This is a genomic window from Hungatella sp. L36, assembly GCF_014288035.1.
Map to the genome: position 1 here is coordinate 19,559 of NZ_JACOPC010000027.1, position 24,549 is coordinate 44,107.

Sequence of the window (24,549 nt, forward strand, 5' to 3'; positions counted from 1 at the left end):
GGTGGAATACAGTATGAAGAAGCGGGTTACCATGAAGGAAATAGCGGAAAGGCTGAACCTTTCTGTCAATGCGGTATCCCTGGCGCTGAATGACCGGGCGGGGGTCAGCGAAGAGACGAGAAGGCTTGTTTTAAACGCTGCGGAAGAGATGGGATATCTGGATCAGAGTACCAAGTATACGGCGGCATACTCCAATAAGAACATCTGTATCCTTCTGGAGGACCGTTTCTTTAAGGATATGCAGTTCTATGGACGGATTCTGCTGGGATTGGAAGAAGCGGCAAAGAAGGCCGGGTATGATCTGTTTATCAATTCCTTCGAGAAGAATCAGGAGATACCGGCCTGTGTGGAACAGCAGAAGGTGTCGGGACTGATTGTCGTTGGTAAGATCGATGAGGAGTATCTGAAGCGTTTGAAGAGCTACTCCATACCGGTTCTGCTTCTGGATCACGAATCTGTGGAGACACCTACTGACTGTGTGATGACCAATAATGTGGCGGGCGCCTATAAGCTGACAAAGTATCTGCTGGATAAGGGCTACCGGAAAATCGGATTTTTCGGTGATCTCTCCTATACCCCCAGCATTCGGGAACGTTTCTGGGGATATCAGGAGGCCATGCAGCAATATCTTAAATTTCCAGCCTTTGAAGAAGGGATCGCCTATATCAGACGGTATTCCGCTTTAAAGAATGTGGAGGACGCGGTGATTCATCAGGACGCGTCCAGTCTTGCGGATTACTATCAGTCACTGGAGGATAAGCCGGAAGCGCTGATCTGTTCTAATGATAAGATGGCAATCCTTATGTGTAAGGCTCTGTCACAGTGCGGCCTCAAGGTTCCTGAAGATATCGGCGTTGTTGGGTTCGACGATATTGAACTGAGCAATATGGTGAATCCCCGTATTACGACAATGCGGGTGGACAAGGTCCTAATGGGAAAAAAGGCTATGGAACGGCTTCTAAAATGTATGGAACGGCCGAAGGAAAAGGTGGAAAAGCTGGTGCTGGATGTCCAGCTGATTGAAAGAGATTCAGTGAGGGAGTTCATATAAATGAATCAGTGGTGGAAAAATACGGTTTTTTACGAAATATATATAAGATCCTTCTGTGACACCGGTCAGAACGGGAAGAGCGGTATCCGGGGGATCACCTCGAAGCTGCCGTATCTGAAAGAACTGGGAGTGGGCGGAATCTGGCTCACTCCTTTTTATCCCTCTCCAAAGGTAGATAACGGATACGATGTTTCCGATTATTGCGGTGTGGATCCGGATTACGGAACAATGGAAGATTTTGAGGAGATGGTGAAGGCAGCCCATAAGCATGGTATCAGGGTCATCATTGATATGGTTTTGAATCATACATCGATCCTGCACCCATGGTTTATAAAATCAGCCGCCTCCAAAGACAGCAGTGAGAGAGACTGGTATATCTGGAAGGATCCCGTTAACGGAGGGGAGCCGAATAACTGGGAGTCCTTTTTCGGAGGAAGCGCATGGGAGTATGTGGAGTATGGGGATTCGGGACAGTACTATTACCATTCTTTTGCAAAGGAGCAGGCTGACTTAAACTGGCAGAATCCTTCTGTGGAGGAGGCCATTTACCAGGTTCTTGATTTCTGGCTTCTGAAAGGCGTGGATGGTTTCCGGTTTGATGTGATTAACAACTTATCGGTGTCCGGCTCTCTGGCGGATAATCCGGTTACGGGAAACGGGGAACAGCTTCATGAAAATGATGTCAATCAACCGGGGGTTCAGGCGGTTATCAAACGGATGGCAGGCAGGATCAGGGAGAAGAAGCCAGATGCATTTCTGGTTGGAGAGATCAGCAGCGACGATTTAACCAGAATTCATTCCTATACGGGCGGCGGGAGCCTGGACACGACTTTTAATTTCAATTTGGGAAGCAGGGAAATATTTCAGCTCGACGAGATCTATGAAGAGTTAAAGCGCATGCAGGAACTGTACGGGGATTCAGAATATCCAACCCTGTTTTTTGGAAGTCACGATATGAGACGTTTTCCGGACCGGTTCGGATTTTCGGAAGGGAAAACGAAATGCCTGCTGGCGCTGATGCTTTCCTGCAGGGGAATCCCGTTTCTGTACTTTGGAGATGAAATCGGAATGAAAAGCCGTATTCTGAATTCTGTGGACGACGCAAAAGATGTTCAGGGAATACTGGCCTATGAGGCGGCTCTTAAAGAGGGAAAAAGCAGGGAGGAAGCGGTTCGGATTCTGAATGAACGATCACGGGATGCCTCCCGCAATCCTATGGATTGGGACGAGGCTGAAAAACAGAGAGAGGATCCGTCCTCGATCTGGAATTTCGTCAAAAATTTCATTGAACTGAGAGAGAAAACTGCGGCGCTGACAGAAGGAACAATGGAACTGCGAAAATTGGGGAACGGCTTGATAGAAATCGAGAGAGCGCTGGGAATGGACCGGGTACGAATTATGATTAATTTTTCGGATTGCGGGGTGACGGTCCCTGTTGAAGACCGATGGCAAATTCTCTGCGCTTCAGACAGCGTACCGGATAGCAGAACTAGGGAAAAAAACGGAAAAGACTGTGTGAAGCCTGAAATGGTCCGAATGTTAGTTCCTGGCGGAGGCTGTGTGATTCTGGAAATATGAGGATAAGGTAAATGAAAATGATACAGAAACTGACAGATGGCTGGAACTTAAGAAGCTGTTCCGCCGGCCGGAGTTTTGAAACGAAAGTACCGGGAACCGTATACGGAACCTGGCTGGAGCATGGAGCGATGAAGGATCCTTACTGGAGAGACTGTGAGGAGGCCGCGCTGGCCATGATGGATGGGGACTACGAATATGAGATTTCCCTGTTGCCTGATGAAGCTCTGATGGGATGCAGGGATATCCGGCTGAGATTCGAAGGAATTGATACACTGGCGGATATTTTCTTCAACGGGGTTTATCTTGGACATGCGGATAATATGCACCGCATATGGGAGTATCCGGTAAAATCTCTGATGGGAGAGACCAATAAAATTAAGGTACATTTGTATTCGCCGCTGTCTTTTATCAGAGAGGCCTATGAAAAGACTCCTTATGACGGTGCACCCGAGGCTATGCAGGGCTTTCCGCTTCTAAGAAAGAGCCACTGCTCCTTTGGATGGGATTGGGGACCGAGGCTTCCGGATGCCGGTCTGTTCCGGGAGGTATCCCTGATTGGTGTGAATCAGGCCTCCATCTGTGATGTGCATATCAGACAGAGGCACAGCGGCGGAAGCGTGATCCTGTCCTTGAATACCACTGTGGAGGCGGCCGATGATGGGGCCTGCTCCTGTATGCTCAGAATCACAGATCCGCAGGGGATGAGTATTACGTACCAGATGGAAGGCGAAAAGTATCAGTTTTCAAAAGCTGTGACAATAAAAACCCCGGAACTGTGGTGGCCGAATGGTTATGGAAAACAGCCTCTATACCAGGTAGAAGTCATGGTGGCTGCAGACGGTGAGCTTCAGGATAGCTGGAGCCGAAAGATTGGCCTCCGAACAATGACGGTCAATACGGCGGCGGATGAGTATGGGAATAAGTTTGCCCATGAAGTGAACGGTGTGGAAATTTTTGCCATGGGAGCGGATTACATACCGGAGGACTGCATCCGCGGCCGCGTCAGCCGGGAACGGACAAAAACGCTTTTGGAACACTGCAGAAACTGTAATTTTAATGTGATCCGCGTCTGGGGAGGCGGATACTATCCGGATGACTTTTTCTATGACCTGTGCGACGAAATGGGTCTGATCGTATGGCAGGATTTCATGTTTGCCTGTGCGGTTTATCCTCTGACGCCGGAGTTTGAAGCAAATACAGCGGCGGAAATCCGGGATAATGTACGGCGCATCCGCCATCATGCCTGCCTGGGCTTATGGTGCGGCAACAATGAGATGGAAATGTTCCTTGCGGATAATCAATGGGTGAGAAAACCGCTGCAGAAGACCGAATATTTGATTATGAATGAAAGAATCATACCGGAATTACTGAGGCAGCTTGATCCGGATACCTTTTACTGGCCGTCCAGTCCGTCATCGGGCGGGGATTTCGATCATCCCAACGAAGAGAACCGCGGAGACGCCCATTACTGGGAAGTGTGGCATGGAGGCGTTCCGTTTACGGATTACAGGAAATACTATTTCCGCTATCTCTCTGAGTTTGGGTTCCAGTCATTTCCCGCGGTAAAGACCATTGAACAGTTCACTGAGCCGGAGGACAGAAATATTTTCTCCTATGTGATGGAAAAACATCAGAGAAATGCCGGGGCTAATGGAAAGATACTTCAGTATATGAGCCAGATGTATCCGTATCCGGAATCACTGGAGCTTCTCGTTTACGTTTCGCAGCTGCTGCAGGCAGAGGCTATCCGGTATGGTGTGGAACATTTCCGGAGGAACCGGGGGCGGTGCATGGGCTGTGTCTACTGGCAGTTAAATGACTGCTGGCCGGTGGCCTCCTGGTCCTCCATTGATTACTACGGCAGATGGAAGGCGCTTCAATATTTCGCCAGGCGTTTTTTTGCTCCGGTCCTGCTTTCCTGTGAGGAAGAAGGCGCTCTGAGTTCCTCCATGAATGTAAATGAGGAGAACCGCTGCATCAGAAAAGCGGCCCGATTCTGTGTGACCAATGAGACAAGGGAGCCGGTAAGCGGATTTATCAAATGGAGCATTCAGGATGCGGCGTCTGACATCTGCCGGCAGGGACAGTACAGTGTGGAGGTGGAAGCGCTTTCTGTCTGCAGCTATCCGTGGATTGAATTTCCGGATATAGATATCAGAAACCATTATTTGTCCTATGATCTCTGGATTTATGGGGAAAAAGTTTCGCATGGTGCCAGCTTATTTGTTCCCCCAAAACATTTTGAGTTCGCAGATCCGAAGCTGGAACTGCGCAGGGATGGGGAGACTCTGCTGATCCATGCAGCAGCCTTCGCCAAAGGTGTGGAAATCGGAAACGAGGCCGGCGATTTGCTGCTTTCCGACAACTATTTTGATATGGACGCAGGGGAGAAACGTGTGCAGGTGCTGCAGGGAAGTATGGAAGGGCTGTATGTGCGCAGTATGTATTCATTGATGCCGGACTACAGTACAGTCATATGCCGGGCAGACTGATATAAGGAAACAGGGAGATAAGAAATGACCGATTACAGGGATGAGTACCGCAGATGGTGCGAAGATTCATATTTCGATGACAAAACAAGACAAGAACTGAAAGCCCTTACCAGCGAGGAAGAGATCAAGGACCGTTTCAGCAGGGAACTGGAATTCGGAACCGGCGGACTGAGGGGAATCATGGGGGCGGGGCTGAACCGAATGAACCGCTATACGGTGAGGAAGGCGACGCAGGGGCTTGCAAACTATATAAACAGTCAGGAACGTACGGAAAGAAAGGCAGTCATTGCCTATGATTCCCGCCATAACTCGGCGGAATTTGCCATGGAGGCGGCGCTCTGTCTCTGCGCAAATGGCATAGAGGTATATTTATTTGACAGCCTTCGTCCGACGCCGGAATTATCTTTTGCAGTCAGAGAACTCCAGTGTATGGCGGGGATCGTTGTGACTGCCAGCCATAATCCGCCGGAATATAACGGCTATAAGGTATACTGGGAGGACGGCGCTCAGATTACCTGTCCAAGAGATACAGATATTATGCGTGAAGTAAAGGCTGTAAGCGACTTTGCTTCTGTGAAATATATGGGGCAGAGAGAAGCCGTGTGCGGCGGACTCTTACATTTTATTGGGGAGGAAATCGACTGCCGCTACTTATCGGAGCTTAAAAAGCTTGTACAGGAGCCGGAGCTTTTAAGAGAAAGGGCACGGGAACTGAAGATTGTATATACGCCCCTTCATGGTACAGGAAATGTTCTGGTCAGAAGAATTTTAAAGGAATTAGGATTTGAATCGGTATATGTGGTAGAGGATCAGATGCTGCCGGATGGTGATTTTCCGACCGTAGAATCGCCGAATCCTGAAGATAAAAGGGCATTTGCCAGGGCGCTTGAGCTGGCAAAGGAGACAGGGGCGGATGTTGTATTGGCGACTGATCCGGATGCAGACCGCCTTGGCGTATATGCCAGAGATGAAGAGACTGGAAACTATATGGCATTTACCGGCAATATGTCTGGTATGATTCTCTGCAAATACCTTTTGGAACACAGAAAGGAGAGAAATACGCTGCCAGAATGCGGCGCGGTGGTTACGACAATTGTATCGGGGAAGATGGCAGGTGCTGTCTGCCGGGAACACGGGGTAAAGCTCATTGAAACATTAACCGGTTTTAAATATATTGGGGAACAGATCCGCCTTTTTGAAAAACAGGGTACTTATGAATATCTCTTTGGCTTTGAGGAGAGCTATGGATGCCTCGTCGGCACTTATTCCAGAGATAAGGACGCAGTAGGGGCTGTCATGGCGCTGTGTGAGGCTGCAGTCTATTACCGGACGAAGGGGCTGACCCTTTGGGACCAGATGCAGAAGCTCTATAAACGATACGGGTATTATAAAGAAAGTATCCATACCATTGTGAAAACGGGTACGGATGGCGCGGCATTCATGAATCGCTTAATGGAAAATATGAGGAATAATCCCCCAAAATCGCTTGGAGGTCTCAAAACCGTCAAGGTTCGTGATTATCTTAACGGTGATACTGGTCTTCCAATATCAGATGTGCTGTATTTTGAACTCGAAGGCGACAGCTGGCTCTGTATCAGACCGTCGGGAACAGAACCTAAAATTAAGATTTACATAGGGACCAGAGGAAAGGACGAGAGAGAAGCAGAAGCCCGGCTTGGCGCAATATGGGAAGAAGCAGAGAAAATACTGGAGGAAAAGCGGAGTTAGTGTGTGCGAAAACACTGCGGCAGAAGGAGGACGGGAGCATGAAGTTGTGTTCCCGGCCTCCTTCTGCCGCAGAATACCATCAGCCGCTAAAATCGTATAACAAAACAGTCCGCATATTCCCCGCCCATGGCTGACTCCGGCGGCAGATGAAGGATCAGTGCGCCAAATTCGGTGGTATAGTCCACCGGTTCTCCAGTCCGCATGAGTGTTACCGAGGCAATCTGTTTTTGGAGCTCCGGAAGGTGAAGGCAGAGCTTCGAAGGCAGGGCTGCGGTCTCTTCGTAGAGGTAGAATGCATAAACGGTATCTTTCTTTGCCGTATACTTTACCCGGTTTTCATAATAGGGTGCCGTGATTTCTGTCTCATAGATGCCTTCTCCATGGACGGCCAGCCATTTGCCCATATCTCTTAAAGAGGACATGGCAGGCGCCGGCAGAAGTCCGTCCGGCTGAGGGGCCACGTTGAGCGCCAGATTTCCGCCTTTTGATACGACGTCCAGCAGCAGGTGTACCAACTGGCGGCCGGACTTAAAGCAGTCTGTGTAATGGAAGGAAAATTTTTCACCGACCGTTGTGCACGTCTCCCACGGCACGAAGAGCGGCGCGTCCGGGATTTCCTTTTCCGGTGTGATGATATTTTCATATTCGCCGCCTGCGGTGCGGTCGCAGACAATCAGATGGGGCTGTGTGGTGCCGCGTATCTCTTTGACAATCTCATTCAGACGGATATCCTGGCCTTCGTTCCCGGCGTTGACCCAGCCGCCATCCAGCCACAGCACGTCTACTTTTCCATAGTTGGAGGTCAGCTCGCGAAGCTGGGCGTGGGTATAATCTACAAATTCCTCCCACAGCTCCGGATGGTCTGTAACGGAATAGTTGATATTTCTGGTGGGCGCGGTGCCGAATGCCTTATGCCAGTAGGCATCGCTGTGCCAGTCCGGCTTGGAGAAGTAGACGGAGATGGCCAGTCCCTGCTTTTTAAATTCCCGGTACAGAGCCCCGGTGATATCGGAATCCGGATGAGAGGAGAAGGGGCAGGAGGGATCTGTTATTTTATAATCGGTGGTCTTCGTATCGAACATGCAGAAGCCGTCGTGGTGCTTGGTGGTGAATAAAAGGTACTTAAAGCCGCATTCTTTTGCAAATTCTGCCATGCGGTCCGGGCGGAATTTCACCGGGTTAAAGGTTTTATTGCAGTCGATATACTCCTGCTTGAAGGTCTCTATATCGGTCCAGTCCACATCCTTCTGAGACCAGCTGCCGTCTCCGTCGGAGAGGGGCCACGACTCATAGGTCCCCATCTGGCAGCCAGGCGCCCAGTGCATCATCAGGCCCAGCTTTAATCCCATGAACCATTCGAGATGCTCTTTTACGGCGGGCTCTTTCGGCGCTATGTAGGTCTCTGCCGCCGAATAGCCGTGAATTCCATTCTTTACAATCTCATTCTTAACGATCGTTTTCTTCTCCATATCAAATTTCTCCTTTTATTATAATTTAGCAGCGGAAGCTTCCCTGTACTTAAATTCTGCCCGTGCCGTCAGCCTGTTGTTTTCATCAACGTAGTACTTAAGACCGCTTTCCGGCCCGAAATGAAGGCGTATCCGGTCGTTCACATTGCGGATTCCAAAGCCGTTGGTCACCTTTAAGTTGTTCGTTTTATAAGCCAGATACTCATTGAGCAGATCAGGATCGCAGCCCTGGCCGTTGTCTGATACCTCCAGAATGAAACGGTCCGCCTCATGTGTTACAGAGACCGTGATCTCGATCGCCGTTCCCGTCGGCTGGCCGCCGTAGCGGATGGAATTTTCTACCAGGGGCTGAAGCGCGAATTTTGGAATCAGAGTATCGGCTGAGGCGTCTTTTGAGGGGACGGAAAGCCTGATATCTCCCTGATGCCGGAGCTTGTAGATCGCAATATATTCTCCTATATTGGAAAGCTCTTTCGTTAAGGGGATGAGCTGGTCGGCCTCCATGATGCTGTAGCGCATGAGATTGGCAATGGAGGCGAGGATCTCCGCCAGATCATCCTGATCGCGGGTCAGAGCAATCCAGTTGACCGCATCCATTGCATTGAAGATAAAATGGGGATCGATCTGTGCCTGCAGTGCCTTTAATTCCGAGTTTTTCTGCCTGATTTCCTGCGCCTGGACATCATGAATCAAACGGTTGTTGTTGATAATCAGCTTCGTGAAGCTTTCCTCCAGACTGACGATTTCCCGGTCCTTCGATACGTGAAGGCTCTTTAAGTCAAAGGTTCTCGTATCGGTGATGGAACCGATCACCTCAGAAAGGAGGATAATCGGCCGTGTGATGCGGTCCGAAGCCGTGAAAATAACAGCCATGGCACATAGTGTAATCAGCAGAGAGATCACGGAAAAGCGTACCATGACCGGGCGTACTGTACGATTGATATCGGAGTAGGGCGTAAGCGACAGAAGGGTGATATCCTGATCGGAATCGTCAAAGTTTACCAGGTAAGGCTCCCCGCCGATTACGTGGTGAGAACCGGTTCCGGCCTGGTATAAGGCGGTATTTCCGCTGACCGCTGCAAGTGCCTCTGTGTAGAAGCTGTGATCCGGGCCGCTGGGGCTGGCGTAGAGAAGCTGCCCCTTTTTGTCCAGAAGGGCGTAGCCGCTGTTGGGGGTGGGGGGAATCCCGCCGAAAACAGAATCGATATAGGGCATTTTAATGCTGATGACCATGACGGCCTGCCCATCCTTATAGTATGGTCCAGTATAGCTGGTATTCTGGATTTTCTTGGCAAGGCACAGCTCTCCGGAACTTTCATTATTAAATACGCAGGTGTAATTGGAGGCTTCCAGAGTATTCTTATACCACAGATCGTCCTTCACCAGGGTGTTGGTAAAGATGCTGCTGGCGGTACTGTAGGGATTCGTGCTCAGGGTCCTGGCCTCAAACATCGATGAGATGGGAAGCTGGTCATTGAGGAACAGGGTATAGCGGTAGCTGTTGACATCATGGGACATCGTAAGCAGCGAGTAGTGAGAGAACTGGGACTGCAGGGCGGCGCGGACCTGCAGCTGCTCCATGGGCTCGGTGGACGTGCTGCTGAGCTGGCTGCCGATGGCGCGGTCACTGATAAAATGGATGGTGATCTGTCTCAGATTATTCATAAAATTAGAGGCAAGATGGCGGTTTGCCATGACCTGTGCCTCCTGCCGTTCCACCACTGCGGCCGTTACCGTATTGTGAAAATAAAAGTACATAAATATGTAGAAGGTTAAGAGAAAGAAGAGGATGATAGCCAGAAACAGACCAGATATTTTTTTTCGGATTGCCATGGGACCCCTCCTTCTTTATGTTTTCAGATTCCGGTATTCACTGGGGGTAAACCCCGTCTTTTTCTTGAACAGCTTGGCGAAATATCTGGCGTCCTCGTAGCCTGACATCGCGGATATCTCCCCGATGGAGTAACGGCGGTCGGCCAGCAGACGGCGGGCGTAGTCCATACGCATTGCGGTCACATAGGAAATTAGGTTGGAACCGGTGGCCTGCTTGAACTGGGAGCTTAAGTAGGACAGCGATACGTGCATACTGTCCGCCAGGACGGAGATGTTGAACTCCGGGTCAGAGTAATGTTCACCGATATACTCCTTTGCATAGGTGATAAAGGACTCGCTGTATGCCTGCTTTTTCTGATTCATCCCGGTCAGAACGTCGTAATAGCTGGTTATGATGAAGTTGATCTTTTCCTGGGTACCCGGAGAGTCCCAGAACTGTTCCATAGCGCGCTCCCTTGAGACGGTAATGACTGTCCGGTTTACATCGATCTGGGAAAAATAGGCGTATAAGTAATTGATCAGCTGGATTCCCAGAGGATTGGCGGAGCTGCTGTGCATGGTGCTAACAAAATAGGAAGAGCGGAAAAACTGATCCAGCGCCTCCATATCCTGATTGTGGAGTATCGTTAATATTTTCTCTTCCAGACCGGAATTCCAGGCGTTTAAGAACCGCTGCTTCCTCTCCTGATTTTCCTCGTAAAACTTAATCAGGAGGTTTTCGATCTGATTGACCTTTTCTCTTGTGATTGGCTTTAAGATGTAGTCTGCAACGTCGTACTTGAGCGCCTGTCTTGCATATTCAAACTCCCCGTGGCCGCTTAAGAGGATCATGCGGGTGGCCGGAGACTGTGCGTGAATCAGCTCCGCCAGCTTCAGTCCGTCCATCCGCGGCATCTTGATATCGGAAATAATGACATCCGGAGGAGTGGCTGCCATATATTCCATCGCCTCCTCCCCGTTGGCAGCAGTTCCGGCAAGCTCACCGTGAAATGCTTCCCAGTGCAGCATGGAGTTTAATCCTCTGACTGCAAAAATCTCGTCGTCAACAAGAAGAACCTTCATAATTGTTTTCCTCACTTTCTATGTAGATGATTATAAAGCATGAAGGTCAGCCGCGCAATCGGTTCGGAGCGTTCCGAAATAAAAGTACACATGAGATAAAAAAAGTCTCCTTGTGGAATGGAATCCGATAAAGGTATAATTATGCCAGAAAACATCAAAGCAAAAAGCGATGCGAAGAAACAGGGGGTAAAAAATGAAAACAAGGCAAAAAAGTGAATGGTTCTATTTTAAGAAAAACCTGCCGCTCACGCTCATGGCCCTGCCGGGGATTATCCTGATGATTTTATTCAAGTATCTGCCATTGTCCGGCATTGTCCTGGCCTTTAAGAAATACAACATTAGAAAAGGGATATTTGGAAGCGAATGGAACGGGCTGGAAAACTTTAAGTTTCTGTTTAAGACCAGCGACGCATGGATCATCACCCGCAACACCATATGTTACAATCTGATTTTTATTGTATTGGATCTGGTGGTAGCGGTTACCGTGGCGATCGTGCTCAATGAACTGTTAAATAAGAGAAGGGCGAAGCTCTTCCAGACGATCTTCATGGCGCCTTACTTTCTGTCATGGGTTGTCGTTTCCTTTATCGCGTTTGCATTCTTAAGTGTGGATAACGGGTTATTGAACCACATTCTCCGCTTTTTTGGAAAAGATGAGGTCCAGTGGTATACCCAGAAGCAGTACTGGCCGTTTATCCTGGTATTCTGCCAGCTCTGGAAGACCGTGGGCTACTCGACCGTCATGTACTTAGGATCTCTGGTGGGGATTTCCAATGATTATTACGAAGCGGCCATCATGGATGGGGCGACCAAGTGGCAGCAGATTAAGTATATTACGCTTCCCTGTATGCGTTCCATGATGATTGTACTGACCATACTGGCGATTGGCAAGATGTTCTACTCTGATTTTGGGCTATTCTATCAGCTGCCCAGGGATTCCGGCCCCCTTTACCCGATCACCAACGTCATCGATACATATGTTTACCGGGCGTTAAAGGTCAGCGGCAACATCGGAATGGCTTCGGCCGCCAACTTATATCAGTCTGTAGTCGGCTTTATTCTGGTGCTGGGCTCCAATTTCATTGTGCGAAAGATCGACAAGGACAGCGCGCTGTTCTGACAGCCATTCTTCGGAAAACGCGTGAAGACCGCATGAGAGCGGTTGCTTCAGTCAGGAAAGGGGAATTTTTAGTCAGGAAAGGGGAATTGCCATGAAAAAGAAATATAGAGACGAGGAAGCAGGAGCGGATTCCTGCGTCAATCATATCAGTAAGAAGACGAACGGGATCATGAACGTGATTCTGACCTTGATGGCGCTTGCCTGCGTGCTGCCGGTTCTGTTGGTCATTATCGTGTCCTTCAGCAGTGAGCAGAGCATTTTTGAAAATGGCTATACATTTTTTCCCAGCGAATGGAGTCTGGAGGCCTACCGGCTTTTCTTCAAAATGGGGGATCAGGTGGTTCGTTCCTACGGAATTACGCTGTTTGTCACGATCGTGGGAACGGTGTTCAGCCTGGCGGTGACGACGCTTCTGTCCTATGTGCTTTCGCGTTCGGATTACCGGTATGGAAAGCCATTGACCTTACTGCTTCTTTTTACTATGCTGTTTAACGGCGGTCTGGTTCCCAGCTATATGGTCAACACACAGCTTTTAGGGCTTCGGGATTCTGTCTGGGCGCTGATTTTACCCATGTCACTCAATGTGTTTTATGTGGTAGTGCTGCGGACCTTTTTTAAGAGCATACCCATGGAGATTGTGGAGGCAGCTACCATCGACGGTTCAGGGGAATTCAATACCTTTTTGAAGATCGTTCTTCCGCTGTCTAAACCGGGAATCGCCACCATTGGCCTGTTTACCATGATCGCTTACTGGAACGACTGGTTTCTGGGCATGCTTTACATTTACGAGACGAAGAATTACCCGATCCAGACGTTCTTATGGAGCATGCAGAACAGCTTGGAGTCACTGAAACAGAGCTCGGCTAACGCGCTGGAGTACGCGGAGATGGCAAACAACGCTCCGACCAACAGCGGCCGAATGGCCTTAACCGTACTGGTAGTACTGCCTATCCTTTGCGCCTATCCCTTCTTCCAAAAATATTTTGTGAAGGGACTTACAATCGGCGGGGTCAAAGGGTAAGCTGTTATAAATTATGTAGAAGGAGGAAGTAAGAAATGAGAAAAAGAAAGGTGTGGGCATGCGCGGTGCTGAGCGCGGCAATGGCAGCCAGCCTGATGACAGGCTGCGGCTCTTCAAAGACGACGGATGGCGGTACGGCGGCCTCTGCGGATACGAAGGCAGCAGGAGAGACAACGGCTGAAAAGGGAGCGGAGACAGATGCTTCGAAGACGGCGGAGGAGCCTGTTACTTTAAAATGGTATATGTCCTTGAATCCGGTGGATGCGGATACCGATAAGGTTATTGCGGCATTAAATGAGTATACGAAGGAAAAGATCGGCGTGACGATCGATTATACGGTCATCGCCAATCCCGATTACAAGGAAAAGATGCCGACCCTGATCAACTCCGGCGAGTATTTTGATATCTGCTTTACCGCAGACTGGACGACCAACTATGTGCAGTTTGTGGCAAAGGATGCATTTATGGATATTACGGATGCAGTGAAGCAGTACGCTCCTGAGACGTATGAGTTTATTCCTGAGTCCTTATGGAAGGCTGTTTCCGTAAACGGAAAGATCTATGGCGTTCCGTCCTATAAAGAGATGGGCTGGCAGAGCGGTTTCTTTGTAAACTCTACCATGGCAGAAAAGTATGGGATCGATTTAAGCTCAGTAAAGACACTGGAGGACTACACGGAGGTGTTAAAGACCGTCAAGGAAAAGGCTGACGCGGCAGGAGAGGATGTCATCGGACTTTCCGGCCTTGGAAGCTCCGGCGGCTCCTTCAATATGCTGTATCCCTACGAGAGTCTGTCCGGCTCCAGAGCACTTCCAGGTGCGGCCGCAGTGCCGGAATACGAGTACTTTAAGGATCAGACGGGGGTGTTTAATCAGTATGCAACACAGGAATACATGGATTACTGTAAACTGGTGAGAAGCTGGTATGAGGCGGGGTACATGTCCAAGGACCCGGTAAACTATGATACCGACATTGCCAACCGCGACAATGATTTTAAGAACGGCAAGCTGTTCTCCTATATCATCTCATACGCTCCGGGAGCGGCTGAGGCTGAGGCGGCTAAGACGGGGCACGGCGTGACCTTCGTTCCGCTTATGGACCCGCTCTTTGAGACAAAGAACGCGCGCGGAGGAATTCTGGCTATTTCCTCTGCCTCCGAACATCCGGATAAGGCCCTGGAGTTCATCAACCTGTTAAATACCGACGAATACGTAGGAACCCTGATCCGTCACGGCATTGAAGGCCAGCACTACAGCGCGGTGGGCGATAACCAGGTAGACCGCACAATGGGCGGAACCCTGAAGATCGAGGACAACGGCTATGTTGATTACACCTATGGATGGCAGTTCGGCACACCGTTCAACCAGAAGTGGGATATCTCCTACCCGGATAATATCGAACAGTTATTCGAGGAATATAATGCGAAGGCCATAACGGCTCCTCACAATGGCTTTACATTGGATAACAGCCCGGTGGAAACCGAGATAGCGGCTATCTCCAACGTGGTGGATGAGAATGCCAAAGCGCTGGAGTCCGGTATGGTAGACCCTGAAGTCTATATACCACAGTTTTTAGATGCACTGAACAAGAACGGAGTCGAGGATTTACTGGCAGAAATTAGTAAACAGCTTACAGAAAACGGATATCAGTAAAAATAGAGTAAGGGGGACAGGGACAATTTATCCCGGGTCCCCCTTTGATATGGAGGAATGAAGATGGAACGGCCAAATATTATTATGATACTGACCGATGACCAGGGAGCCTGGGCCATGGGCTGTGCGGGGAACCGGGATGTGAAGACACCGAACCTGGACCGCCTGGCAGAGGAGGGCGTAAGATTCGAGAACTTTTTCTGCGCCTCTCCGGTCTGCTCTCCGGCGCGGGGAACGATCTTCACGGGAAGGATGCCCTCTGCCCATGGCGTTCTGGACTGGATCCGCGGGGGGAATGTGGACCGGGAGCGGCTAAAGGAAAAGAGCGGCGACCCGTATTACAGAAATGAGGACAGAGCCATACCTTATCTGGAGGGGATGACCACCTATACCGATGTTCTGGCACGGGAGGGCTACACATGCTGTCTTGCGGGCAAATGGCATCTGGGAGACAGTCTGCGCCCGCAGCACGGCTTTTCGAAATGGTTTACAATCGCCAGAGGCGGGTGCCTTTACAAGAAGGCGGATGTTGTGGAAAATGGAGGGATACGGTATGAGAGCCGCTATATCACCGATGTGATTACGGATAAGGCGCTGGAATATATCGACGCATGCAGGGCGGAACAAAACCCGTATTATATCAGCGTACATTACACGGCACCTCACGATCCCTGGGATGAAGACCAGCATCCCAGGAAATATGTGGAAGCCTACCGGGACTGTGCATTTACAGCGACACCCGACCTTCCTGTCAGCGATAGGCAGATTCAGACGGCCCCGTACGGTACTGGAGAAGTGAGAAAGTCGCTTCTGCGAGGTTATTACGCGGCGGTCACGGCTATGGATGCGGGCGTTGGACGCATTGTGGCCCATTTAAAGGAAACAGGAGAATACGATCACTGTATCCTCTGTTTCATGGCGGACAACGGGATGAACATGGGACATCACGGCGTGTGGGGGAAGGGAAATGCCACCTTTCCGCTGAATCTGTACGATACCTCCGTAAAGGTGCCGTTTCTCGTGCGCTGGCCGGGCCATACGGAGCCGGGGCGCGTGATCCGCGGCCTTTACAGTCAGTATGACTTTTTTCCGTCACTGCTTTCCATGGCGGGGATATCCGTACAAGCGGAAGGCCGTATGCCCGGACGAAGCTTTACTCCGGTTTTGGAAGGGGCGGAGCAGGAGGCGGGACCCGTGGTGGTTTACGATGAGTATGGGCCTAACCGGATGATTCGTTCAAAAGAGTGGAAATTTATCCGGCGGTATCCTTATGGAGAGGATGAATTGTATCATCTGACAGAGGATGCAGAGGAAACGGTGAACCTGGCGGAGGATGAGGCGTACCGTCTGGTCCGGGAAGAGATGAACGACAGCCTGAATCACTGGTTTTATCGTTATGCGGATCCGGCCATGGATGGGGCCAGAGAAGGGGTGACAGGCCATGGGCAGCTGCGCCGTCCAGGAATCTATTCGGAGGGAAAGGAGGCGTTTTTTCGCCCTGAGCAGCCTGCTTAAGCTTTCTTTTCCAGCCGGAAAGAGAAAGTTTCTCACTTAGGACCTTTCTGATGAAAGTTGTATTGACAATACCACGGGTAAGCGCTATGATACAAAAGTCATAAGATAACACGGTTATTTAATTGCAAAATAACAGAATCGGGAACCATTTGAATCAGGGATCACTTGGATTGGAGAATTGATCATGCGACTTATTAATGAAAAACTGGCGGCGGACCTTCTGGAAGCCGGAAAAAAAGAATTTCTGGCTCACGGCTTTCAGGGGGCGAGTTTAAGGGATATCGCCGCATCACTGGGCGTGACTACGGGAGCGATCTACCGGTACTACACCGACAAGGCGGAGCTGTTTTCCGCACTGGTGGAGAAGCCGGCGAGAGAGCTGGAGGAACGCTACCGGGCTGCACAGAAAGAATTTGCGGATCAGCCGCTGCAGGATCAACTGACGGAATTACCGGAGGTTTCGGATGAAAACAGCTGGATCATGGAGTTTATCTACGACAACTTTGACGCCTTTAAGCTGATCGTCTGCTGCTCGGCGGGAACCGGCTACGAGCACTACCTGGACACACTGGTGGAGATAGAAGCCAATTCCGGCCGTGCACTTCTGGAACGCATGGAGGAGGCAGGGCAGCAGATTCACCAGATTGACGACGCGTTGATTCACATCGTATCCAGCGCCCTGTTTAACGGGATATTCGAGACGGTACGGCATGATATGCCAAGAGATAAGGCGTTTGTATATTTAAACGATCTGAAGGAATTTTATTCGGCGGGATGGTTTAAACTTCTGGGGATGTCGTGACTACGGCACCCCTTAGGTTTTGATTATGAGTTAGTTGCAACTAATATGCGAAATCAAGAGAAGAAAGGATGAGTGAGTATGAAAAAGCTGTCTGAAACATCAAGCGGAGAACGCGGCATCATCTGTGATATTGAAGGGGATACCCGTTTTCTAAGTCGTATTACGTCCATTGGGCTGACTCCGGGGTGCCCGGTAACCGTCCTCCAAAATGAAAGAAAGAGGCCGCTTTTATTATTCAGCCGGGACAGCATGATTGCATTAAACCGGGAAGAGTGCGGGAAAATCATGATAGGAGGTACGGGGAAATGACGGAAACACAAAGAAAAGAACCGGTCATTGCCCTTCTGGGGCAGCCAAATTCAGGAAAATCCACCTTGTTCAACGGGCTGACGGGGCTGAAGCAGCATGTGGGAAACTGGCCTGGAAAAACGGTGGAACAGAAGGAGGGGTATTTCGTCCGCAGTAATCAGCGCTATACTGTAGTCGATCTGCCTGGAACCTACAGTTTGTCTGCCAACTCGGAAGAGGAGATTATCACCAGGGATTACATAGCGGAGGGAAATGCGGATGCGGTCTGCATCCTGGCCGATGCCTCTCAGCTTGAGAGAAGCCTGTTTATGCTGGCAGATTTTGCTGGAATCCGGACGCCGGCCTTCCTTCTGCTCAATATGATGGATGTGGCGAAGGATCAGGGCAAAACGATCGATCCCCAGCGGTTGGAAAAAAAACTGGGAATTCCCGTGGTGGCATTTTCGGCTACCGATGTCAGACATTACGATGGATTTTACAGGGCGCTCGACCGGGTTCTGCGGGACCGGCCGCTGCTGGATACCTGGGACCTGGAGCAGGAGTATCAGAAGAAGGAGGGATTTACCGGGATTAAGGAGCTGATGCCGCAGACCGGCATGGGTCAGTATTCGGACTTCTGGCTGGCGGCCAAGCTGATGGAGGGGGATATCCCTGTGACGGCGAGGGTGAAGGACCTCCTGAAACCGGAAGATCGCCGGGCGCTGGAGCAGCAGCTTTCCCAGATCAAAAACGGAGCGCTGTTGACGGGAGAATGCAAATTCGCATGGATTGACCGCCTTTTAAAGGGGGCGGTCCAGGGAGAAAAGCGCACTGCATCACTGGGGAAATTTGACCGCATTGCGACCAGCAGACGCTATGGAAAACCGCTGGCGGTGGCGATCATTCTGCTGGGGCTGGTGGCCTCCTTTATCCCTGCCATGCCGTTTATGGTGGGCGGAAGTCTTCTGCCTTCCCTGCTGACGCCAATGCTGACGGAAGGGCTGACCGCGGTTCATGCGCCCCAGTTTCTGATTGGCCTGATCTGCGATGTGGGGATCAATGCCCTGTATTTTGCCATTTCCATGATTGGCTTTGTGTTCGGTATTACGCTGGTATTCGGATTTATTGAGGAGATCGGATATATGGCCAGGATTTCTTACGTGTTTGATAATACGATGGCAAAGCTGGGGCTTCAGGGAAAGGCGATCATGCCGTTTCTGGTCAGCTTTGGCTGTACGATCGGCGGTGCGGCGGGAACGAGAGTCATCGATAACTGGGGGCAGAGGATTCTGACGATTGCGCTGGCGTGGGCGATTCCATGCGCGGCCACATGGGCTATTGTACCGATGATATCCAGCGTGTTCTTCGGCGTTTGGGCGCCTTTGGTGATTGTGGCGATATTTGCGGTGGCACTTCTGCATATGTGGATCACCTCTAAAATCTTCGGCCGTCATCTGGTGAAGGCGGAAGAGCGGACCGGGCTGATTATGGAGCTGCCTCCCTATCACAGGCCGAAGTGGGGAAGCCTGCTGCGGTATGTATTCGGGCGGACGAAAGACGTGCTGATCCGCGCCCTGAAGGTAATTTTGCTGATTTCTCTGATATTCTGGCTGTTGTCCTATACTGCGGATGGAAACGTGGAACACAGTGTGATTTACCGCATCGGTACGTTCATTGAGCCATTGACACGCGTGTTTGGCTTAAGCTGGCAGACCTTTCTTGCTTTCGTATCCTCGGCCGTCAGCAAGGAGGCCGCGCTGGGCGTGCTCAGCTCCCTGTACGCCGGAACCGGCACCGTATTTGCTTCTACTGTGGGAACCGCGGGGCAGGCGGCCAATCTGGGCGAAATCTTAATTGCCAACATCGCCCCGGCGGAGGCGCTGGCCTTCATCTTTGCAGTAACCTTTAATATCCCCTGCATTGTGGCGGTTGCATCGACCTACCAGGAGACACATTCCGCCAAATGGACCGGGCGGATTGCACTGTACTATGTTGTCATGGCACTGATTATGTCCTTTGTGGTGTACCATGTGGGACTGGTGATTTTTTAGGATCGGTTTGGAGAGAGTGCGAACTGAGATCATGGAGGCGGAGACAATTATGACAGAATTACTGTATTTGTTAAAAGACGGCAGAGCCAGATCGGTGGAGGAGCTGGCTCTGTCACTTAGGACAAACGTGGAGGATGTCCGGCGGCGCATGGAATATCTGGAGCATGCCGGATATCTCCGCCGGGTTGGAAGCTGCGGCCACAGCTGTTCGGGCTGTTCTTCCCACTGCGGCGGCGGGCTTACGGCCGGGCTGCCGGTGATGTGGGAGATAAAGCGGGAGAGCGTGTAGGCTGCAGAAGCTGTGTTGAAAATATGTAAAGCCTGCTCATCCGAGAGTTCAACCGGCAGTTGCGTAAAAATACAGCCTGCTGTATAGAAAGCAACCGGGATTTTTGGTATTGTTAGGATATCAAAATCGAGGAGGCGGGTATATGGATTTTTCAGAAAGACTTTTGACGCTGCGAAAAAGCCTGGACTTAACACAGGAGCAGCTGGCGGAAAAATTAAATGTTTCAAGGCAATCTGTTTCAAAGTGGGAATCCGGGCAGTCGGTACCGGAGTTGGATAAAATAGTGGCCTTAAGCGTCATATTCGGTGTGACGACAGACTCTCTTTTGAAACCTTCGGAAATGACGGAATTGTCTGTAAAGACAGAGCTGTTAGAGAAACAGCAGCAACAGATGTTAGTCCGTGAACGGAAGCGCAGTCACATAATTCGCTGTATCGCATATTCCATTGGAGTGTATCTCCTGTTTACAGCTGCATATTTCGTTGGACACTTTTATTTCGCAATCTGGAATCCATCTGTAATTTTTGCAGAATTCCTCATTGCCACTGCAATCGTAATTTTCATATGCGTAAAGGGCATGGGAAAAGAAGAATAGCAGATATTTGAAAAAATTGAAAATTCGTGCAGTACAGATCCTTTTGAAGCAGACCTGCGGCTCACTGGCAGGTCTGCTTCAGAAGATTTTATCCAGCAACTTCATACCTCAAACGCAAATAAGAATCTTCCAGCACCTCACACCTCACAAGCTTCAGAACTCCCAACAGCCCCAATTCCTCCCTTTTCGTAATCGATGCTCCGTCGATCAGCGTAGCGGTATCTTTTCCGCCAATCAGAACCGGAGCGACAACGATATCGATGCAGTCAAACAACTTCTCCTGGAGAAACAATCCGTTCAGCATTCCGCCTGTCTGTATGGTAATTCTTTCACAATGGTATGACGCGTACAATTCTTCCAGCACTGCTCTTAAATCTAATTTTTTTTGACAGATGATATGCAGATTATCTTCCTGTACAGAAAACGCCGGATGCTGCGTATTCGTGGTGACAAGCACAAACGTCTTCGCCCGTCTGCAGAAATAGCTTACGCCGTGATCGGTTAAATTCTTATTATCTATGACAACGAAAGAAACCGGTGTTTTGTCCGGATACTCTTTTTGGTTTACGCCGAGCTTGGCCTGTACGAGCCCTGAATTCAGCGACCACAGATCCGTTGTCTGTTCAATCTCATAGTATTGATGAAGCCCTTCCTTTACACCGTCCATCGCAGGATAATCGCTGTCCACATCCAGCAGATCAGAATTACCCGTACTGATTTTCCCATCTACAGAACTGAGCATAAATAGTGTTGTGACTGGCCGTTTCTTCATAGTGTTCCCTCCAATCTTTATAAGTAAACTGTATCATCTATCCGGGAAAAATACCTGTCTTTCTCTGGCATTTTTTGTCCGATGTCCCTGGAAACTTTCGTGGACGGAGAGCTGATCACGGATAATTTCAGCAACAGAGAAGGTGTGATCAGGCAGCAGGGAACGGCAAAAGATCTGGAAAAGCAAGCAAACGTTTGAGTAAATAATAGTTAATATTTGCGTAAAAAACTGGCCGAACAGTCTGAATTATGCTATAATGACTTTAACATCATCACGAAGATGAATTGTAATACCATGAAGGGAAATGCGCATCCATTTCAGCGCTTACTTTCGTGGCTTTTTTTATTTGTTTCTCATTTATATCAGAGGTGAAATAACCGTGGACATTCAGGAAAGAATTAATCGATACTGGTCGATGAGGGCGGACGAATTCAGTGATGCCCAGCTGGCCGAATTAAAGGAGTATAAGCGTATGAACTGGACAGAGCAGATAAAGAGAGCGCTGCCCGATAAAAAGAGGATTCGGGCACTTGATCTGGGAACCGGAGCGGGATTTTTCTCAATTATTCTTCACGATCTGAATTGTGAAGTGGTGGGAATTGACTATTCGCAGGAGATGATCAACCATGCGATTATGAATTCGGAAAAGCTGAACTGCAATGATATCTGGTTTTTGCGCATGGACGCGCAGTCTCTGGAATTTCCCGACGAATCATTTGATTTTATATTTACCCGCAATGTGACATGGACACTTCCCGATCCTGAGAAGGCGTATCTGGAGATGATACGGGTTCTGGCTCCCGGCGGTCGTCTGATGAATTGCGATGCGAATTACGGAGCCGCCTTCCTGGAGGCCGACCGGACGGGAGAGGCGGGAGAGCTGGAAGAGAGCGTTCATGCGGCGTTATCCGGCAGATACGAGCACCCGGCCCAGAGCCTGGAAATGCTGCGGGAGCGGAACGATATAGCCAGTCAGCTGGGAATCAGCAGCCTGATCCGCCCGCAGTGGGATGTAGATATACTGATCAGCCTGGGAATGAAATCCATAACCGTCGATACGAATATTAACCGGAAAATTATATCGGACGAAGAACGGAAAAGGGCGGAAGGCTCCTTAAAAGAAAAGCTGTGGATGAACACTTCTCCGCTTTTTATGGTCCTGGCAGAAAAATAGTTGCAGTTCACAGCCCTGTCGGTCTCTTCTTTCCGGTCTGCCCCGGAAAATCAGTTGTTCGTGCGCAGCGTTTGTGGTACAATCGAACGTACAATTAGAATTGATGGAGGCCGCTATGTACGAAAGAATGCTGAATAAAACAGAAGAACCAACTATTGCCGAGATGACCGCGTATTGCGGTGAAAACGGCGGATTCTTTACCTCGTTGAACGAATGGCTGTCCCAGACATTTGCGACAGAGCAGAAGGTCGTCTTTCCCTATGGCAATCAGTACGGCTGGGGGATCGCTCACCGGCTGAAGCAAAAACTGGTATGCAATGTTTTTGCCGAAAACAATGGGTTTACTGTCATGGTCCGATTGTCTGACAAGCAGTATGATTCCGTCTACGGCCAGCTGCATCCATATACCAGGGAGTACATCGACACAAAGTATCCCTGCGGTGACGGCGGCTGGATTCATTATCGAGTTGCATGTAAGGAAAATTTTGACGATATACAGAAACTATTGACTGTAAAATGTTCGCTGTCTGCACAGCGGTCCATGGTTAAGTCGAACGAGGTAAGTTGAGATTTGTTACTGTATCCATTATAATAATTGGAAATATAAACCAATTAGTGCAGGGGAAGCCCCTAAATGCTGGCCTGCAAACGGCCAGATTTACGATGATGTGTATGTTGTGCTGCAGAAAATGGAAACAGATCGGCCATGATTTTGATCAGGGTCAGAATCAGGGTCATAAATATGACGTATCAGTGGATATAAAGCCGGTATTGAACGCATCGCTTCAATGCCGGCTTTTCTAGTACTGCCTGTGCGTTCTTCTGATGTAACGCAAAGGCAAGTTTCGTGAATTGTTTCTATTTCATATCATTCATCATAAGTCCCAAAACCGATGTATAGTTCTGCCCGATTATAAGGAAACTAAAAAAGGCTGCTTGAGACACAGATCACCGTTTCGGTGTACTGTGCCTTTGCCATACAACCACTTAAAAACATCTGACTAGAAAAATGGAGGCCTGTTATGGAAATTGCAATGAATATCAAACGATATGAGGACTATCTGAAAAATGAGGAAAAAGCCGATTCCACCATAAGCAAGTATTTGCACGAGGTGGAACAGCTGTTTGCCTATATGGATAAAGCCGAGATCAGCAAAGAGGCGATCCTGCAGTACCGGCGGTATCTCAGCAGCCAGTACAAGGCAGGAACCGTCAACGGTAAGCTCTCGGCCATCCATTCATATCTGGAATTTATGAATCTGGATATGTGCAAGGTAAAATTCCTGAAGGTTCAGAAAAAGGCTTATATCGATGAGGATCGGGAACTGACAGAGAACGACTACCGAAGGCTTTTGGACAGTGCGGGGAGAATGGGAAACTCTCAGCTCTATTACCTGATGATGGTACTCTACAGCACGGGCATCAGAATCAGCGAGCTGCCCTACGTCACTGTGGAAGCGGTCTGCCGGGGGAAAACAGAGATCTATATGAAGGGAAAATGCCGCCTGATTATCTTTCCGAGAAATCTGATCAAGAAGCTAAAGGAATTTATCCGAAGCGAAAAAATAAAGAGCGGCTGTATCTTTCGTACGAAAAGCGGCAGAAACCTGGACCGGAGCAATATCTGCCATTCTCTGAAGAAGCTGTGCAAGGGGGCAAAAGTGGATCCGTCAAAGGTGTTTCCCCATAATTTCAGGCACCTGTTTGCGAAGACTTTTTACTCTATCGAAAAGAATCTGGCCCATCTGGCAGATATTCTTGGCCATTCATCGATCGAGACTACGCGCATCTATGTGGCGACAAGTACGAGACAGTATGAAAAGGTCATGAACCGGATGAGAATCGGATTAGACAAAATAGGGGCTGTAAAAAAACTCCCCTGACAGAAAAATCGCCCAGACCGTGAGGCCTGAGCGATTTTTTGGTATAATTAATTATGCTACTAACTAACAACACCAATGGTAATTATACTATGCGTCAGCTGAAATTACCATTAGAAATCGAAAAATTGATCGATATTTCTGATCCGGTATATACTTTTTGTGAGGTTATGGATC

At 49.4% G+C, this 24,549-nt stretch carries 20 protein-coding genes and 1 pseudogene; 17 read left to right on the forward strand and 4 right to left on the reverse strand.

What is annotated here, in order from left to right:
* Positions 1-13 precede the first annotated feature (13 nt).
* From H8S80_RS32200 to H8S80_RS32215, 4 genes are read left to right on the forward strand one after another with little or no spacing between them, the layout of a single operon-like run.
* Positions 14-1,051, forward strand: a complete 1,038-nt coding sequence (locus H8S80_RS32200) for a LacI family DNA-binding transcriptional regulator (RefSeq protein ID WP_117633666.1) — start codon at positions 14-16, stop codon at positions 1,049-1,051.
* Positions 1,052-2,629 carry an alpha-amylase family glycosyl hydrolase gene (locus H8S80_RS32205; RefSeq protein ID WP_117633667.1) on the forward strand — a complete coding sequence of 526 codons (1,578 nt, stop codon included), beginning with the start codon at positions 1,052-1,054 and terminating at the stop codon, positions 2,627-2,629.
* Between the two features lie 11 nt (positions 2,630-2,640).
* Positions 2,641-5,121, forward strand: a complete 2,481-nt coding sequence (locus H8S80_RS32210) for a beta-mannosidase (RefSeq protein WP_117633668.1) — start codon at positions 2,641-2,643, stop codon at positions 5,119-5,121.
* Positions 5,122-5,145: 24 nt separating this feature from the next.
* Complete coding sequence (locus H8S80_RS32215) at positions 5,146-6,849, forward strand: phospho-sugar mutase (protein WP_117633669.1); 1,704 nt, start codon at positions 5,146-5,148, stop codon at positions 6,847-6,849.
* Positions 6,850-6,935: 86 nt separating this feature from the next.
* Here the strand turns inward: H8S80_RS32215 and H8S80_RS32220 are convergent, their stop codons facing one another.
* The 3 genes from H8S80_RS32220 to H8S80_RS32230 are packed head-to-tail and all read right to left on the reverse strand — an operon-like array spanning position 6,936 to position 11,213.
* A complete protein-coding gene (locus tag H8S80_RS32220; RefSeq protein ID WP_117633670.1) occupies positions 6,936-8,318 on the reverse strand; it encodes an alpha-L-fucosidase in 1,383 nt (460 codons plus the stop codon).
* 18 nt (positions 8,319-8,336) lie between these two features.
* Positions 8,337-10,151 carry a sensor histidine kinase gene (locus H8S80_RS32225; RefSeq protein WP_055652516.1) on the reverse strand — a complete coding sequence of 605 codons (1,815 nt, stop codon included), beginning with the start codon at positions 10,149-10,151 and terminating at the stop codon, positions 8,337-8,339.
* A 15-nt stretch (positions 10,152-10,166) separates the two neighbouring features.
* Positions 10,167-11,213 (reverse strand): response regulator transcription factor, encoded by a 1,047-nt coding sequence (locus tag H8S80_RS32230; protein WP_002604447.1) that lies wholly within the window; start codon positions 11,211-11,213, stop codon positions 10,167-10,169.
* A gap of 193 nt (positions 11,214-11,406) precedes the next feature.
* Between H8S80_RS32230 and H8S80_RS32235 the strand changes: the two genes are divergently transcribed.
* From H8S80_RS32235 to H8S80_RS32275, 9 genes are all read left to right on the forward strand, one after another.
* The gene (locus H8S80_RS32235; RefSeq protein ID WP_002604446.1) at positions 11,407-12,333 is read left to right on the forward strand and encodes an ABC transporter permease; all 927 of its coding nucleotides are present in this window, start codon (positions 11,407-11,409) and stop codon (positions 12,331-12,333) included.
* A gap of 91 nt (positions 12,334-12,424) precedes the next feature.
* Complete coding sequence (locus H8S80_RS32240; RefSeq protein ID WP_002604445.1) at positions 12,425-13,354, forward strand: carbohydrate ABC transporter permease; 930 nt, start codon at positions 12,425-12,427, stop codon at positions 13,352-13,354.
* A 35-nt stretch (positions 13,355-13,389) separates the two neighbouring features.
* Positions 13,390-15,006, forward strand: coding sequence for an extracellular solute-binding protein (locus H8S80_RS32245; RefSeq protein ID WP_002604444.1), 1,617 nt, complete (start codon positions 13,390-13,392; stop codon positions 15,004-15,006).
* Positions 15,007-15,069: 63 nt separating this feature from the next.
* Positions 15,070-16,521, forward strand: coding sequence for a sulfatase family protein (locus H8S80_RS32250; protein ID WP_117633671.1), 1,452 nt, complete (start codon positions 15,070-15,072; stop codon positions 16,519-16,521).
* Between the two features lie 184 nt (positions 16,522-16,705).
* Positions 16,706-17,323 carry a TetR/AcrR family transcriptional regulator gene (locus H8S80_RS32255; RefSeq protein ID WP_002604442.1) on the forward strand — a complete coding sequence of 206 codons (618 nt, stop codon included), beginning with the start codon at positions 16,706-16,708 and terminating at the stop codon, positions 17,321-17,323.
* 78 nt (positions 17,324-17,401) lie between these two features.
* Positions 17,402-17,632, forward strand: coding sequence for a FeoA family protein (locus H8S80_RS32260; protein WP_002604441.1), 231 nt, complete (start codon positions 17,402-17,404; stop codon positions 17,630-17,632).
* Positions 17,629-19,662: a ferrous iron transport protein B gene (gene feoB, locus H8S80_RS32265; protein WP_029466211.1), complete on the forward strand. Its 2,034-nt coding sequence runs from the start codon at positions 17,629-17,631 to the stop codon at positions 19,660-19,662. The genes H8S80_RS32260 and feoB overlap by 4 nt, the downstream gene beginning before the upstream one ends.
* A 49-nt stretch (positions 19,663-19,711) precedes the next feature.
* Positions 19,712-19,951 (forward strand): DeoR/GlpR family DNA-binding transcription regulator, encoded by a 240-nt coding sequence (locus tag H8S80_RS32270; protein ID WP_117633674.1) that lies wholly within the window; start codon positions 19,712-19,714, stop codon positions 19,949-19,951.
* A gap of 142 nt (positions 19,952-20,093) precedes the next feature.
* Positions 20,094-20,546, forward strand: coding sequence for a helix-turn-helix domain-containing protein (locus H8S80_RS32275; protein WP_002604438.1), 453 nt, complete (start codon positions 20,094-20,096; stop codon positions 20,544-20,546).
* An 88-nt stretch (positions 20,547-20,634) separates the two neighbouring features.
* On the opposite strand, the gene H8S80_RS32280 is transcribed toward H8S80_RS32275, so the two are convergent.
* A complete protein-coding gene (locus tag H8S80_RS32280; RefSeq protein ID WP_117633745.1) occupies positions 20,635-21,318 on the reverse strand; it encodes a dihydrofolate reductase family protein in 684 nt (227 codons plus the stop codon).
* A 379-nt stretch (positions 21,319-21,697) separates the two neighbouring features.
* Between H8S80_RS32280 and H8S80_RS32285 the strand changes: the two genes are divergently transcribed.
* The 4 genes and pseudogenes from H8S80_RS32285 to H8S80_RS35210 all read left to right on the forward strand — a co-directional run.
* Positions 21,698-22,492, forward strand: coding sequence for a class I SAM-dependent methyltransferase (locus H8S80_RS32285; RefSeq protein ID WP_207662667.1), 795 nt, complete (start codon positions 21,698-21,700; stop codon positions 22,490-22,492).
* 115 nt (positions 22,493-22,607) lie between these two features.
* Positions 22,608-23,060: a DUF3788 domain-containing protein gene (locus H8S80_RS32290; RefSeq protein WP_117633746.1), complete on the forward strand. Its 453-nt coding sequence runs from the start codon at positions 22,608-22,610 to the stop codon at positions 23,058-23,060.
* A gap of 454 nt (positions 23,061-23,514) precedes the next feature.
* Complete coding sequence (locus H8S80_RS32295; protein ID WP_117633747.1) at positions 23,515-24,375, forward strand: tyrosine-type recombinase/integrase; 861 nt, start codon at positions 23,515-23,517, stop codon at positions 24,373-24,375.
* A gap of 53 nt (positions 24,376-24,428) precedes the next feature.
* Positions 24,429-24,549, forward strand: a pseudogene (locus H8S80_RS35210) (transposase); the annotation flags it as partial.